The 14678-nt window shown below is 72.3% G+C and carries 12 protein-coding genes; 4 read left to right on the top strand and 8 right to left on the bottom strand.

Annotated elements, in window-relative coordinates:
- Window positions 1–1767 precede the first annotated feature (1767 nt).
- Window positions 1768–2106 carry a hypothetical protein gene (locus ABT238_RS37930; RefSeq protein ID WP_350806849.1) on the top strand — a complete coding sequence of 113 codons (339 nt, stop codon included), beginning with the start codon at window positions 1768–1770 and terminating at the stop codon, window positions 2104–2106.
- Between the two features lie 413 nt (window positions 2107–2519).
- On the opposite strand, the gene ABT238_RS37925 is transcribed toward ABT238_RS37930, so the two are convergent.
- From ABT238_RS37925 to ABT238_RS37900, 6 genes are all read right to left on the bottom strand, one after another.
- The gene (locus tag ABT238_RS37925; protein ID WP_350806845.1) at window positions 2520–2786 is read right to left on the bottom strand and encodes a hypothetical protein; all 267 of its coding nucleotides are present in this window, start codon (window positions 2784–2786) and stop codon (window positions 2520–2522) included.
- A gap of 137 nt (window positions 2787–2923) precedes the next feature.
- Window positions 2924–3691 carry an AAA family ATPase gene (locus ABT238_RS37920; RefSeq protein ID WP_350806842.1) on the bottom strand — a complete coding sequence of 256 codons (768 nt, stop codon included), beginning with the start codon at window positions 3689–3691 and terminating at the stop codon, window positions 2924–2926.
- Entirely contained in the window at window positions 3688–5454 is a 1767-nt protein-coding gene (locus ABT238_RS37915) for a TnsB C-terminal domain-containing protein (RefSeq protein ID WP_350564670.1), read from the bottom strand. Before ABT238_RS37915 ends, ABT238_RS37920 begins: the two co-directional genes overlap by 4 nt.
- A gap of 63 nt (window positions 5455–5517) precedes the next feature.
- Window positions 5518–6864, bottom strand: coding sequence for an AAA family ATPase (locus tag ABT238_RS37910; protein WP_350564672.1), 1347 nt, complete (start codon window positions 6862–6864; stop codon window positions 5518–5520).
- Between the two features lie 980 nt (window positions 6865–7844).
- Window positions 7845–8006: a hypothetical protein gene (locus ABT238_RS37905; RefSeq protein ID WP_350806832.1), complete on the bottom strand. Its 162-nt coding sequence runs from the start codon at window positions 8004–8006 to the stop codon at window positions 7845–7847.
- A 67-nt stretch (window positions 8007–8073) separates the two neighbouring features.
- Complete coding sequence (locus ABT238_RS37900; RefSeq protein WP_350806828.1) at window positions 8074–8823, bottom strand: hypothetical protein; 750 nt, start codon at window positions 8821–8823, stop codon at window positions 8074–8076.
- Between the two features lie 634 nt (window positions 8824–9457).
- On the opposite strand from ABT238_RS37900, the gene ABT238_RS37895 reads away from it, so the two are divergent.
- From ABT238_RS37895 to ABT238_RS37885, 3 genes are all read left to right on the top strand, one after another.
- Window positions 9458–10168: a hypothetical protein gene (locus ABT238_RS37895; protein ID WP_350806825.1), complete on the top strand. Its 711-nt coding sequence runs from the start codon at window positions 9458–9460 to the stop codon at window positions 10166–10168.
- Window positions 10169–11039: 871 nt separating this feature from the next.
- On the top strand, window positions 11040–11378 hold the full coding sequence (locus ABT238_RS37890) for an ArsR/SmtB family transcription factor (RefSeq protein WP_350806820.1): 339 nt from the start codon (window positions 11040–11042) through the stop codon (window positions 11376–11378).
- A complete protein-coding gene (locus tag ABT238_RS37885) occupies window positions 11375–12556 on the top strand; it encodes an MFS transporter (RefSeq protein WP_350806817.1) in 1182 nt (393 codons plus the stop codon). Before ABT238_RS37890 ends, ABT238_RS37885 begins: the two co-directional genes overlap by 4 nt.
- A gap of 298 nt (window positions 12557–12854) precedes the next feature.
- Here ABT238_RS37885 and ABT238_RS37880 read toward each other — a convergent pair whose 3' ends face one another.
- Both ABT238_RS37880 and ABT238_RS37875 read right to left on the bottom strand, forming a co-directional pair.
- Entirely contained in the window at window positions 12855–13076 is a 222-nt protein-coding gene (locus ABT238_RS37880; protein ID WP_350806812.1) for a hypothetical protein, read from the bottom strand.
- 530 nt (window positions 13077–13606) lie between these two features.
- Window positions 13607–14572 carry a hypothetical protein gene (locus ABT238_RS37875; RefSeq protein WP_350806810.1) on the bottom strand — a complete coding sequence of 322 codons (966 nt, stop codon included), beginning with the start codon at window positions 14570–14572 and terminating at the stop codon, window positions 13607–13609.
- Window positions 14573–14678: the final 106 nt, after the last annotated feature.

Genomic DNA, 14678 nt, shown 5'->3' with positions numbered 1-14678 from the left:
GGGGGCGGAAGCGGAGCTTAAGCTCCCGGCTGGCGCCGGGAGCGGCGATGCTGACGCACCGCCAGGTGCGGGGGTGCCGGCTACGCCGTCACCGTGCGTGGTGTGGCCTCGGCTACGCCTCGGCAGGTGGGTGCGGGGTTGGGGGAATTCGCCGGTGGCGAATTCGTGGGTGTGTGCGGGTTGTTGTGGGTGGGGGTTGGGCGTCGCTGCGCTCCGCCTTTCCGGTGGCTTTCTCCCGGGCCTACGGCCCGTCAATCGTTCTGCTTTCCGGTCTTTGCTGGGCCGGTGTTTTCACGGCCCTACGGGCCGGTTTGCTGGCAGGGTTTCCCGGGCTGCGCCCGGGGGTGAGCGTTGACGATGTGACGCGGAATTCGGGTAGTAGGCCATCCCTCCGGGCGGGCGGGGTGCCGGCCGGGGCCTGCGGCCCTCGGCGTTGACGATGTGTCGCGGACTTCCGGTATCAGTCACAACCCCACCCCCGGGGGGCCTCCCCCGGTCCCGGCCGGTGGCCGGTCCGCCGCCTGGTTGCTGGGCTGGCGGCCCATCCGGTGCCCCTGGGGCGGGGCCTGCGGCCCTCGGGAGCAACCTCCGGGCCACCCGGTCCGGCTCGGCCTTCCCAGCCCCAGTGGCGGGCCCTCACGGGCGCCCTGGACGGCGGTCCCTGACGGGCCCCCGACCGCAGACTCCCGGAGGGAATCCGAAGCGAATCCGGTGGCGTTTCCCCGACTTCCGTACAACCCTGTCCTACCGACCCCCGGACGGGCTCGGGACGGGCGCGGGACATGAACAGGCAACCTTGCGGCAACCGCCCATCCAGGCCCTATCCGGTCGCACTTTCGGCGGGAATCTGAATTACCTTCCACTCCCTTTCAGGCGGCAATCGGAAAGCCTCGCGGGGCGCAGCGGCGATGAATCGAATTCAGGCACACCGGAAAGGGGCCTACGGCCCTCGCCACCGACACGGCGACCGCCCTTCCAGACCGCCCAGGAAATCCCGTCCGGCGTCAACGGAGCAATTCCCGGAGCAGCGACACCAAACCGAACACCGAGCCAGGACGGCGGCCAGGGCGGGCCCCGAGACGGCCGAGCAACCCAGGGGCCAGGACGGGCGGCCAGGGCGCAGCAGCAGGACGGCGGGGCGCGGCACCGGGCGACGCGGGCAGCCGGGCGCGGGCCGCCGAGGCCGGCCAACCGGCCCAGCCCGGCGCAACACGAAGTGCAACACACCCACCCGCCCCCACTCCCAGCCACATAACACCTGGTCAGACCCGCAACACAGCCCCGCGTTGCACCCCACCGCAACACCGCGTTGCACCCCCACCCGCCCCCGCCGCCGAGCACCCCGCCGCCGAGCACCCAGCCACCGAGCACCACCACCAGGACCAGGCCGCCGACAAGGCCGGCCTTCCCGGGCGGCCGCCGTCCCGGCCGTGCCCCGCCGCCCCGGACAGCGCGCCCCGGACGGCGGCCAGGACCGCCAGCACCTGGCGGTCGTCGGCACCCGGAAGCGGCCACCACCCAGCAGCAGCCGCGGCCCCGCCCCGACACCCTGTCCCACCCACCTGTCGCGCCCGGACCACACACAGGGGAACAGCGGTATCCGCCCACGTCACAACACACGACAGCACCCCACGCGACAGGCAACGCGACAACACCCGCGACAACCCCCACCCACCCCCGGGGAGCACTTCGGCGATTCACACCACCTGACACACCATCAGCAAGGACGATCAGAATGCCCCACCCGACACACCAGAGGAGCAGCCCATGAGCGACACCGACCCGACCCTGCCGACCCCCGTCGTCGAAGAAGCCGACGGAGTCATCCTGACCCCCATCGACGGCCAGGACGTGACCGTCACCATCGCCCCTTACCCCAACATGGAGGCCGGCGACCAAATCCAGCTGTTCTGGAACGGCCGCAGCGCCCCCGTCCAGCACCAGGTGACAGACGCACAGGACGGGGAGCCGATCAACATCACCATCCCCCTGAGCACCATCCAGGCCGCCGGTGACGGGACCTTCTACCTCCACTACACGATCCAGGACCAGGCCGGCAACACCAGCAGGTCCGCCCCCACCCAGATCACCATCGAACAGCCATAGACCCCAACACCCCGACCGTGGTCGGCCCCGAACCACTGGGGCCGACCACACCCAGAGCCGACAGCACGGCGTCGCCAGGAACAGCCAGGGCCCGGACGGCACGGAGGCCCGGCAGCTCCACCCCGGACGAAACCGAACACCCACCCCGCCACCGCAATTCCGACCCGAATTCAGACCACAATCGGCAGCCAATCCGTAAAAACAGCCGAACGGAATTACTGGCGGAATTAACACCCCAAAACAAGCCCACAACACCGGACCGACCCCTCAGCGCGCCGACCCGACCCCCAACCCCACACACAGTCACCACCCCGAGCGAGTGGACGGCGCCAACCAGACACCCCAACAGGTCCAACCAAAGGTCCAGACAACCCACCGTGCGAGGCCATTTCACGCCCAAACCGGCCAACAGGTCACACCCTGCGGCCCTTCGCCGGGTAGAGCTTGGCGTGCAGCACGCGGTCTTCCCACCAGGGGTCATCCGGGGTGGAGACCAGTGCGGCCATCTGCTCGCGCTTGGTCGGGACGGGCAGCACCAGCGGGCCCAAGTCCTCGACGGCGCGGTCCTGCAAGCACTCGGGACACTCAAGCCGATCCGGGCCGGCCTTCTCGGTCAGCTCCAGCTTCGAGCTCTCCTTCCCGCCGATCGAGCCCCGGCACGTCCAGCACGGGCGCAGCACGGCGTTCGACCCCCGGGCCGCTTCCAGCGGCGAAGCGGCAGCGACCGGGCAAGGCTCCACAGTAGACGGGACGGCGGCAGGTCGGGCCGTAGGTCAAGGATGAACAACGGCACGGCCCGACGCCCGGCGACGGCGGCTCAGCCTGTCGGGCCGAGGCGGCTGAAGGCCCACCGGAGTACTTCCTGGTCGACGTGGGTGCGGCCGGTGCGCTGGAGGGCTGTGTGGGTGTGAGCGGTCAGGCGAGCCCAGTTGCGGAAGTTGCCGTGGGCCGCGTGCTGGTCGGCGAAGGCGATGTCGCCGGGGTCGGCTTCGGCCCAGATGGGGTGGTAGAGCGGGATGACGCCCAGGACCTCGTCGGAGGTGAGGCGGGCGAGGCGCTGCCAGATGAAGATCCTGGAGGAGAGCATCGGTTCCTTGCGCAGGGTCTGGTAGCAGCCTTCTCCGCCCACGAAGACGACGGCGAGCTGGGTGTAGGCGTCGTCCCAGAGGTAGCGGACGTACTCCAGCTGGTCGCTGGAGAGCCATTGGGCCTCGTCCAGGACGAGGGTGCGAGGGTGGGAGGAGAGCGCGGTCTTGAGGAGGTGGTCGAACTCGCTGGCGTAGCGCGGGGGCTGGCCTGGTAGGCCGAGGCTGGTGAACAGCTCGTGGCGCACGGCGCGGGTGGTGGGGCGGGCGTGGAAGGTGATGCGGTGGATCTCTTCGCCGGGTTCGAGTTCGCGCAGGCAGCTGGTCACCGCGACGGTCTTGCCGAAGCCGGCGCCACCGTGGATGCACATCATGGCGCGGGCGGCGATGGTGTCGGCGAGGTTCTCGCGCACGGTGAGCAGCGCGCGGGTGGCCACGAGGCGGGCCTGGGGAAGGGTGACGTACTGGTCAGTGGGTGCGGGCGGCAGGCGGCGGGTCACGGGGTGTCCTCGCGGTCGGTGGGCGGGGCGGGCCGGGCGGCGGTTCTCACGGTGGCCGGGGTGGGCCAGTCGGCGGGTGGCGGGGCGGGTGGGATCAGGTCCGGCAGCGCCAGCGCGGCGAGGTCACTCTCGTGGTGGCGGGACAGCTCCCGTGCCGCCTCGGCGGCGGTGGCGGCATGCAGGCGGCGCGGTGCGGTCGGGGTGGTGGCGGGGGCGAAGCGCTGGTGGCGCAGGTGCTCGGCCGTCTTGGCTTCGGCCCGCAGGCGCTGGGCGCGCCGGGTGCGGGCGCGGCGCAGCGCGCCGAGTTGTTCGGGGGTGGCGTGGTCGGCGAGGTGGGCGGTGCCCAGGCGGTGACCGGCGGGGTCGCAGATTTCGATCTCGTGGGTGTGGTGGGGCATGAACCGGACCTGGACTGCGCGGCCGGCCTGGCCGGTCATCCAGTCGGCGAGGTAGTCGCGGTTCTTGAAGCGGACCCCGTGGCTGGTGATGACGCGGGGTCGGCCGTCGTCTTCGAGCGTGAAGGACCACAGGTCCGTGGGCGGGATGTCGGTGATCGGTGTCGGGTCCGTCTGCCACGCCTGGAGCGGGGTGTGGCCGTTCAGGCCCTGTGGGTGGTGTTCGGTGTTCCACCAGGTGACGTAGGCCAGGACTTCGGCGGTGAAGTCCTCGAACGACAGGGCGGGTGCGGTGGGGAGGCGGTCTGGGCGGCGGCGGGGCTGCTTGGTGCGGTAGCCGGGCAGGGCGGCGAACAGCATCCTGGCCGCGCTGCGGTTCAGGTGCTCGATGCTGCCCTTCAGATGGGGGCTGTAGGCCGGCAGGTCGTCCACGGTCGTTCCGAACGCGTCGAAGGCCGCGGTGACGGTGCGGGAGAGGAAGTCCTTGCCGCGGTCGATCCGCACCGTCTCCGGCCGGCCCCCGACAGGCCCGTACGCCCCGGTGCGCAGCACCGCACAGCGCAGCGCCGCCAGGATCGACGCGCGCGACGGGCAGCCCGGGGTCACCGCCACCCCGGTGATCGCTTTCGTCGCGCAGTCGATGAACCAGGTGACGTACGGCCGCACCAGCTGCCCGTCGGCGACGACGCGCAGCGGGGCCTGGACGTGGTCGCCCTCCCAAACGTGGTTGCGCCAGGTGCGGGGGCGTTTGCCGAACACGTCCAGCGCGCGGGCCGCCTCCGGGCCACGGCGGTACCCGGCCCGCTCCCCCGCCGTCAGATCGCGGCGCACCGCGCGCAGGAACGTCGCCAGCGACGGAACCCGCTCCAGCACCGGAACGGCCGTCGGCGGCGCGCCGCCGGGGATCGCCGGGCCGGCCGACCGAGGCGGGAATGACGGCGTGGTGGCGTCACTGGTGGTGGTACCGGCTCCGGCGGCCGGAGTGTCGGCCCTGGTGGCCGAGTGGGCGCGGGCGACAAGCTCGCGGTGGACCGCGGAGGCGTTGCCGCGCCAGTAGGCCAGCAGCACCCGGACCTCAGGAGTGATCTCGAACCGATCGATGCGGCGCGCCCCGGGATCGTCCGCGCTGGCGGGTGCGGTCGTGGCGTCGGCCAGCCACCGCCACACCGTCCGGTCGGAGACCGCCAGGCACTGCGCCGTGGTGTGGACGTGCCCGCGGGTGAGTCGGCCCTCGGCACGCAGAGCGAGCAGACGGCGCACCGCGGGAACACGCAAGGCCTTCAACGACACCGGGTCCAGGACGGGCTCGGCCCCGGTCGGCGCAGGCGCCGCGACGGTGGTGGTGGCGTCAGGGGCGGGGGTGTTCACCGGTGTCCTTTCCACAGCGTGGCGGTCGGCACGGCAGCGCGGTGGCGACCAGGGTGGCGGGGGTCATGGGTTGGGGCCGAGCCGGGAGCACGCCCTGGACAACAGCGCGCCATCGGCCCCGGTACCCGGGCGCTGGTCCAGCGCCGCGTAGGCATGAGAGGTGATCTTCGCCCAGGTCCGAAAGTTCCCCCGCGCACAGGTCTCGTCCGCGTACAGGAGGTCGGCGTCGGCCGCGGTGTGCCACAGCGGATGGAACAGACGCAGCACGGCGGGAACCTGGGATGCCTCCAGGCGCGGGACGTGCTGCCAGGTCAGCACCCGCGAAGCCAGCGCCGGGGCCCGGGCCAGCGTGCGCTCGGCCCCGGCCCCGCACAGCACCAGCGAGGTCTGCGTGGCGGGAGCGTCCGCGAGCAGCCGCAGGTAGTCCAGCTCCGGGGCGGCGATGCGCTGCACGTCGTCGATCAGCACCACCCCCGGGGAGCTGAAGGCGTCGATGAGCGCGCGGTCGGCCGCATCCGTGCGGTTCGTCAGCGCGGTCGCCGGCAGGCCGAACGCGGTCAGCAGCGCGGCACGCAGCTGCGGCAGAGCCGGCTTCACCGCCACCTGCGCCTGGCGAGCCGGCACACGGCGCGGCAGCAGAGCCAGAGCCTGATGGATCGCGACCGTCTTGCCCTGCCCCGCATCCCCGTAGACGCAGGCGATCCCCCGCGCGGCGACCGTGTGTGCGAGTGCTTCCGTCACCTCGCCCAGCTGGCTCGTCGCGACGACGTGGGCGCCGGGAACGTACAACCGCACTCCCAGCGGCACGACCCCCGCGGAACCATCGGGCACAACCGCCTGCACGGGTTCGGTGGCGGGCGGGGCCTGGCCGGCCTCATCGACCGTGCCTGGCAGCGCCAGCTCCGCGAGCGCGCGGTCGTACACCGCCGACTCCACCCGACCACGCCCATGGCGCACGCCCTGCAGAACACGACCGGCCCGCTGTTCCCGGCGCACCGCCCGGTGCAGCGTCCCCAGCGATGGCACCGGCCTTGGGCCGTTCCCCGCCTGTGCGGTCAGTTCCCGGTGCAGCGCGGCGACGTTGCCGCCCAGCTCGGATAGCCGGTCCCACAGTTCGTCCGAGACCGTAAACCCCTTGCGGCGCGGAGCCATCTCCACCCGGCCCGTTTCCCGGGCCTCGGCCAGCCACCGCCACACCGTCCGTACCGACACCCCGGCCGTCTCGGCCGCGATCCGCACATGCACCGACGACAACTGCCCGACCTCATCCACCGCAAGCAGACGCCGGACCACCACCTGGCGGGTGAGCGCCCGCTCCCCCGAACGAGACACCAGCGGGTCCTGCGGCCTGGACGCCGCAGCAGCCCTGGAGCTCGGATCGGACGACACGGGCAAAGGCGCAACGGTCATGAGTACCAGCCCACTCCCCCACCGGGGCCGGTCGCACAGGAACGAGCGTCCTCATGTCAGCCACAGTCCTGGTGTGCTACGCCGAATCAGCGCGTCATGACAGCGAGATGGTCACCCCATGACAGCCAGGACCTGTGACGTCCCCAAACGAAAGTCGAGATCAGCAGCCCTCCCTTCTGATTTCAGGCGCTGCTGACCAACCCGCTGACACCACCCCACCCACTCACACTCCCGGGGGGTCGTAGTGGCTGGCTTCCTCCGAGGGATATCCCGCTCCCCTGACAGCCGTCAGCCCTGTTTCCTCCCCCGCCCCGCCGCACCGCCGGGACCGGGACACGCGGCGGCCGAACACCCCTGCACCACCACGCAGACGGCCCGCCGCACCCGCACCCGACGACACCGGAAGATCCGCCCGCCACACACCCCGGGACCACCGCGTCCACCACGCGGTCCACCCCCGAAAATCCCCGCACCCCGGAACACAATTTCCCGCGTAATGTAACGTTTTGCACATACTTGCTACACCCATCTACGCGGAGAAAACCCCCGCCGCACCCCGCCCCCGCACCCCGGCCAGAACCGGACACAGCAAGCGGGACACGGCGCAGCACACCCCGGGGGAAGCAGACCGCGCCACACGGACACCCCGCGCTCAAACGGGCGGCCTGGCGGCCGCGCAGGGGGCCGCGGCCTGGCGGCCCCGGCAGCGGTGGGCGGGCGGCATCCGCGGTGGTGTCCGTCCCGCGCGAAGCTCGCGCCGGGACCCGGGGCGGGGCCTGCTATCCGCTCGGCTTCGAACCCTCCCCCGGGCCGCCCGCCGGGCCGGGGCGGGACGTGACCTTCCCCCGGCCCGCACCACCCGCCCCGCCCCGCGCCCCGGGCCGGTCGGCCACCGGGCCGCTTCGCGCTCGCCCGCGGTCAGCCGGGGGTGCGCAGCGGTGCGGTGCGGTGTGGCAGCCGCTGCGGGTTTCGGCGGCCGGTCAGGGCTTGCGGTTGAGGAGGAGGGCGAGGACGGTGCGGGCCTCGCGGCGGCGGGCGGGGGTGGGGGCGGTGATGGCGGTGATCGCGAGGCCGGTGAGGGTCAGCAGGTAGCCGGCGGCGGAGGTGGCCAGGGCGAGGATCGCGGGGTCGCGGGTGGGCATCAGGGGTCTCCCGGGTTCGGTGGGGGGCCGGGCCCGCGCGGTGGCGGGGCCCGGCCGGGGCGGTGGGTCAGTGGGTGGCGAGTTCCTGGAGCTGGTGGGCGATGTCGCCGGTGGGCAGGGTGAACGGCCCGCACATCTCGTCGACCGCGCCGGGCAGGCCGGCGAGGGCCTCGCGCAGGGCGGGGTCCGGGCTCGGCAGGGCGGTGGCGTCGGGGATCGGGGGCGCGAGGAGAACCGCCAGGTGCGGGTAACCGGGCACGTCGGGGGCGGTGGGCTGCAGGGGCTGCGGGGCTGTGTCTTCGCCGAGGCGGGTGGCCTGGTGGAACCAGTGCTCGGCGTCGCGCAGTTCACCGGCGCGCACGTGGTGGAGGTAGAGGCAGTAGGCGGCCAGGGACTCCCCGGCGCCGGCGGCGAACTGCCACCACCACTGGGCGTGGTAGGGGCGGCCGGTGAGGTCGAAGAGGCAGCCGAAGACCAGGCCGCCGTGCGGCTCCCAGCGTGTCACCAAGCCGTTCACCGACATGCCGGCGCCGGGCTCGTGGATGACGCCCTTCGACAGGGCCTTCAGGTCACGGGCGGCGTCGTCGATCAGCATCCCCACCGGAACCCGCGGCCCGGCCGCGGCCGAGGAGGCCGACGTGGCGGTAACGGCGGGGACGGGCGCGCTCCCGCCGGGCGGCGCGGCGGGGGACGGCATCGCCCGGCGGGCGGCCAGGCGGTCGGCGATGTAGCGGCGGCCGGCTTCCAGGTCGTAGCGGGGCCGGGCGGCGGGGCCTGGGCCCGCGCCCTCCAGCAGGCGGTCGATGTCCTGGATCACCGGGACCACTCCCGGTCGTGCTCGGCGGGGCCACGGCGCAGCAAACGGCGCGGCGGACATTCCCGTGCGCGCTGGCCGGCACCGCAACCGCCGAGACCGGCGCAGCGGTGGAGAACCTGCGCCTGGCGGCCGACGAGCGACCGGCTGTCACCGAACTGCCGGCTGCCGTCCCCGCCGCCGACCCGCCTCAAGGGCCTCCTCCAGGACGGACCTGCCGTCCCGGCCCGGGCCCGCAACGGCCACCGAGGCCTACCCGCCGTACCCGCCGCGTGTGCCTCGGGATTGGCGGCCTGGCTAGGCCGAGAGCCGTCGTGGCCGGGGAAGGGCATGCCCCGTTCGAGCTAATGTCCCCGGATTCTCCGCGCGGCCGCGCCACCCGCGGCCGTCGTGATCACGGTCGCGCCGGCGCGGCGGAAGCCGCCCGTGACGGGCCCGCGGACAGCAGTACCGACCGGCACACGCCACCGGAACCAGCAACCGGACGAAGGCCAGCCCCCCATACCCCCACCGCCGCAGCAGGCGCAGCGGGCCGAGTGGCACGGTTCCCGCCTGCGGTGGCGGCTGGGCCAAGGACAGCGCGGGAATTCTGCGGATCACCGCGGCACGTGTTGCCTTCCCATGGAACGCTGAGCCCGTGACCGTGACGAACAGTGCCTGGCTTCGCAGTGACCACCTGGTTCCCGGCAAGGAGGTCTTCCGCAGCGAACGCAGGTTCCATCTCCTGGCCTACACGGCGAGCCACAGCCAGCTCCTGCTGCGCAGCGTCGCCGGCCCCGACGAACCCGGCGAGCCCGAGACGACGATCGATGTGCTGTTCAAACCCGTCGGCGCGGTGAGGATCCGCACCGGCTACCGCGGCCTGGCGGTCCGATACGCCACCGCGGCCGAGAGTCGGCGGGTCAGGGCCGACCACAGCGCCGCAGACCTTGACGAGGACGACCGGGTCTTCGTGCTGGAGAGCCAGGGCGAGTGCGACTACGTGGTCGCCATGGCCTTCGGTTGGCGGGAAGGGGTGCTCGAACGGACATTCCAGAGCCTGTTCGTCGATGTCCGTCCCGACAGGCCGATCTGGCCGACCGCGCCCCTGGACGGTGTCGACGCCGGCCTCACTCTCGCTCCGGCCCGGGAGCTCCTCGGCGCGCTGGCGGCCGGACAGGACGCCCTGGTCCGCCGCGAGCGCCACCGCCGCGTCCACGTGGTCATGACCCGGGTGCTCCGCCACGACGGGCCCCATGTCAGCGGCGCGGGCGTCTTCCTGACCGCGGCCGACGCCGAACAGGCCCGCGCCGTGATCGCCGCGAAGGACATCGAGTGCTGGATCGAAGAACTCCCGATCGCCGTCTGACCAGGAACCCCGGACCTGCGGAGAAAGGGAAGGAGGACGCATCCACGGCACGCTCCGAAACCGGTCGGCAGCCGACGCCTGTCGGCCCCTGCAGCAGGATAGCCGCGGCGCGGCGGAAGCAGGGTGAACGCCTCCTGCGCGGGCGCGGTACCCAACGCCAGGACGAGGGCCGGGAACAGCAGGAGCGGCAACCCATTGAACGGGCTGCCCACGGAGGCGGCGGGGCCGGGCGGCAGGCGGGAAAGGCGCACCGCACGGTGCCGGGGCGGGGCCGCAGGGCCCGCCCAGGGGGGTCGTGGGGACGGGGGCGGGGGTGGGCATGGAACGTGGGTTCCTTTGCGGACAGGGGGCAGGGAGCCTGGTGTGACGCTCCGTTGTGTTCGGTGTCCGGAGCGTGGTGATGGGGGCATCATGTCGCTCGAACAGCCGATTGTTCACCCTCCGAAGGCAAAGAGTTCCGGAGGGTTACATTCCGAGGTTTAGAAGCCGACCCGGCATCCAAACCGACCGATCCCGCCGGATCCCGCCACGAGCACGCCCGCCCGGCCGCGCGGAGGCTTCAAGAAGTAGCGGCCCAACCGGCCCGGCCCGAACAACCCGGCGACCCGCCCGCACGGCCCCTGGGCACCGGCCGCCACCGATACGACCGCCCGAGCCCGCTGCGGACCGGCCGCGGGGCACGACCGCAGGCCGGCCGGGACACCCGCACGAGAACACGGCCGGCCCGCCGGCCCAGCTGCGCGGTTGGATCCGTGCCAACGCCGGCCGCTTCGTCCCCGACGGCCCGGAGGGGTGAGCGGCCGGCTTGATCGTTCGAGAATTCCCGCACTATTATCGTGCGGAAATAGTCGAACGATTGAAGGTGGTGCCGATGTCGCCGTCACGGGTGTATGAGCATCCCGAGGTTGACGAGATCGCGATCCCGCGGGTGCTCTTCGCGCTGAGCGAGCCGCTGCGGCTGTCGATGGTGCGGGTGCTCGCGGAGCGCGGCGAGGTGGACAGCATCGAACTGGGGCCGGACCTGCCGCGGTCGACGCTCACGCACCACACCGGCCTGCTGCGCGAATCCGGGGTGGTGTTCGTCCGAGCCGAAGGACGCAAGTGCATGATCCGGCTGCGCCAGGACGACCTGGAGACGCGCTTCCCGGGCCTGATCAGCACGGTCCTCAACGGGTACCAGGAGGCCACTCCCGCCGAGGAGGACGCGTGATCCGCCGCCTCTGGCCCCTTGTCGCGGCCGCGATCGCGCTGGGTGTCGATGCCTACGTCCTCGCCGGAGTGCTGCCCTCGATCGCCGGCTCGCTCGCCACGACGGTCGCGGCGGTAGGCCTGGGCGTGACGGGCTTCACCGCGGCGTACGCCCTGGCCGGGCCGTCGCTGTCGGGAACGCTGGTCCGTGGGAGTACCGCCAGGGCGCTGCTGATCGCGCTGGGGGTGTTCAATCTCGGCAACCTCATCACCGCGCTCGCGCCGGGGATCGAGGTCTTCCTCGCCTCGCGGGTGATCGCGGGCGCCGGTGCCGGTGTGCTCACCGCGGTGGCGACCGCGGCCGCCGCCGCGATGGCCGCCGACCACGAACGAGGGCGCGCCATGGCCATGGTGACCTTCGGGCTGTCCACCGGGACGGTCGCCGGAGTGCCGGTCGGGATGGTCATCGGCAACCAGCTGAACTGGCGGTGGACGATGGGCCTGGTCGTCGCCGTCGGCCTCCTCGGCATGGGAGCGCTGGCCGTCAAGGCGCGCACGATCCCCCCACTACCCGCTTCGCGCGGTCCCGCCTTCGCGGTGCTGAAGTCGTCGAGGACCCTCATCGGGGTCGCTGCCGCGTTCCTCCTCGGCGTGGCCAGCCTCGGGCTCTACACCTACCTGCTGCCCATGGCCGAGGCCCGGGGAATCCAGGGCTGGGGCTTCGCGCTGGTGTGGGCCTGGGGCATCGGCGGAGTCGCCGGCTCCGCCCTGGTCGGCAGGTCTCTGGACGCCTACGGGCCCCGTGCGCTGCTCATCGTCCTGCCCGCCGCGCTGCTCGGGAGCTTCGCCGCCCTCTGGGTCTTCACCTCCCCGGCCGTGTGGCTCGTCGCGGCGGCGTGCTGGGGAGCGGCGGGATGGGCCGGCGTCCCCACCCTGCAGCAGGCCCTGACCAGGGACCGGCCCGAGCAGGCGATGCCGGTCGTCGCGTTCCAGATGGCCGCGATGTACCTCGGCTCCGCCGCGGGCGCCGCCGCGGGCAGCGGTCTGCTCGCCGGCCACGTCGATCCGGGTGACCTGCCCGCCTGGGCGCTGGTGCCCGCGGCTCTGGCCCTGCTCCTCGCCGGGCGGCTCGGCACCGCCGGGCTCCGGCCTCGTACCCGCCACCGCATCACGCACCTCGCCTGCGAGGCCGCGGACTGAGGCCTGTCCGACTCCCTGATCCTCCGGCCGCTTCACGGAGCCGGAGGATCAGGAGGCGGTAGGCGGCGTCGGTGGTCTGCCGAGCCTGGTGGGCGGCCTCGCGGGCGCATTCAGCGACGTCCCGGCGGTGGCGCTCACGGCACAGCGCGTGCTGGAGGGCGGTGTCGTGGTCGGGGTCGTAGCGCTCGGCCCCGGTCTCGACGGCGTGGTCGCGCACGCGCTGCCACTCGGCCAGGCCGTCGGCCGCGGTGGCGTAGGCGGCCTCGTCGCCGACATCGGCGTACCGGTCGGCGGCGCGTTACTTGTCGTAGGCGGACGGCGATGACCCTGCGTTGTTTCCAGATGTCGCCATCGACCGCCACCAGTCGGCGCCAGCCATCATTTCCCTGATCTGGGTTTCGGTGAGCGCAGGATGAGCCTCGGCGGCGTGTGCCTTGATATTTCCGAACAGCTCCTCGTCATCCGCGCCGGTGAAATCGATTCTGCCGTGCGCCGGATCTACGCAGTGGAATCCGCGCATTGCTCCTCCTTCAAGAAGTGTTATTTCATTCTAGGCCACGGCGTTTTAACGCGCGCGCCCAGGGACATTCCCGCACGCTCGCCCATGCATTGCGTCAGGCCGTGGAGTCCGGGCAAGGGCCCGATCCACCACTGCAGCAGGCCCCTGCCAAGGATCCGAGCAGCCAAGTCACTGGGGTCGCCACCAGAACTCCGGCGGGCAAGCGGGTAGCCAGATCCTGCGACCACCGCCGCACTCGAACCGGCCATTAGCCCCCCAATGCCCAGATGATGCACATTCGGAAAGAACGCCGTAGCAGCGCATCAATTTCCATTTCCCCCGTTAGCGAGAATTACAAGAAATACCTTCTCGGATACTTCAGTGAAACCCGCTGACGGGACATCCCCCAGCTGAGGGTCTGCGGCAGAAAGCGCGTATCCAAGTCACCGGTCTCGCCGGTCCACCGACGCCGACCAAGCTCGTCAGCCGCTGACCGAGTGGTCCAGACAAGATCGCGATCAAGGCCATTTCCCCCACCACGGCTACTCAGGTCACACCCGACGGCCCCTCGCCGGGTAGAGCTTGGCGTGCAGCACCCGGTCCTCCCACCACGGATCGTCCGGAGCCGAGACCAGGGCTGCCACCTGCTCGCGCCTGGTCGGGGCTGGCAGCACCAACAGGCCCAGCTCCTCCGTCTCCCGATCGGCCGCGCACTGCGGGCACTCCAACCGGTCAGGGCCCGCCTTCTCCCGCAACTCCAGCTCCGAGCCCGCCTTCCCTCCGATCGAGCCCCGGCACGTCCAGCACGGGCGCAGCGCGGCGTTGGCCGTGCGGGCGGCCTCCAGCTGTTCTTCGGCCTCCCGTTCCAGGCGTTCCTCGCGGTCCTGGTGGCAGGGCCGGCAGCGGCCGCCGGGGCGGCGGGTCCACTCAACCTGTCGTCCATCGGGGCCGTACTCCCAGGTGCTCTCCTCCTCAGGAATGTCGCCGCAGTCGATGCAGACCAGGGAGTCCATCAGCTCCTGGTGGACCCGTTGCTGCTCGTCCTCGCGGGCGGCCTGGCGTAGGTCGCAGGCGGCCCGGTTGTTCGGGTTCTCCAGGGCCTCGATGAGGGAGTGCCGGCCCAAGCGGCCGAAGCGCCACCACACCGGCCCGAGCGGCCCGTACTCGGCCAGCAGCTCCAGAGTGGTCGCGACGACGGGCACGGCCTCGTCGTACTCCCGCCAGCCGTCGTCGTTGTCGTCGCGGTGCACGGTGCACCACCGCCCGCCCCAGGCCTCGGCGGAGAGCTCGGCGACCCTCTCCTGGCGGTTGGCCAGCGCGAGGGGGCCGGCCTCGGTGACGACCAGGGCGACGGGCGGGTACCCGGGCCGGGCGTGGCCGGGCCAGGTCCGGCGCCACCAGTGCACCATGCGGTCGGCCGGCTCCTGGTCGGCGAGGGCCGGGTCGTTGTCGCGGACCTTGGTGCGGAACAGCTCGCGGTAGGCGGTGAACTTCGCGGCGACGTCGGCCGGGGCCATGGTCGAGCGGTTGGCTCTGTCCGTGAGAACGGGCAGCGGATGTACACCGGTTTGGGAGGCGGGCAACACCCGCGGGGATTCGAAATGTTCACGGGTTTTGACAGCA

The sequence above is a fragment of the Kitasatospora sp. NPDC001527 genome (assembly GCF_040298605.1).
In the GTDB taxonomy this organism is placed as follows: Bacteria; Actinomycetota; Actinomycetes; order Streptomycetales; family Streptomycetaceae; genus Kitasatospora.
The sequence above is the reverse complement of the archived record's forward strand: the minus strand, read 5'-3'. Positions and strand labels throughout refer to the sequence as shown.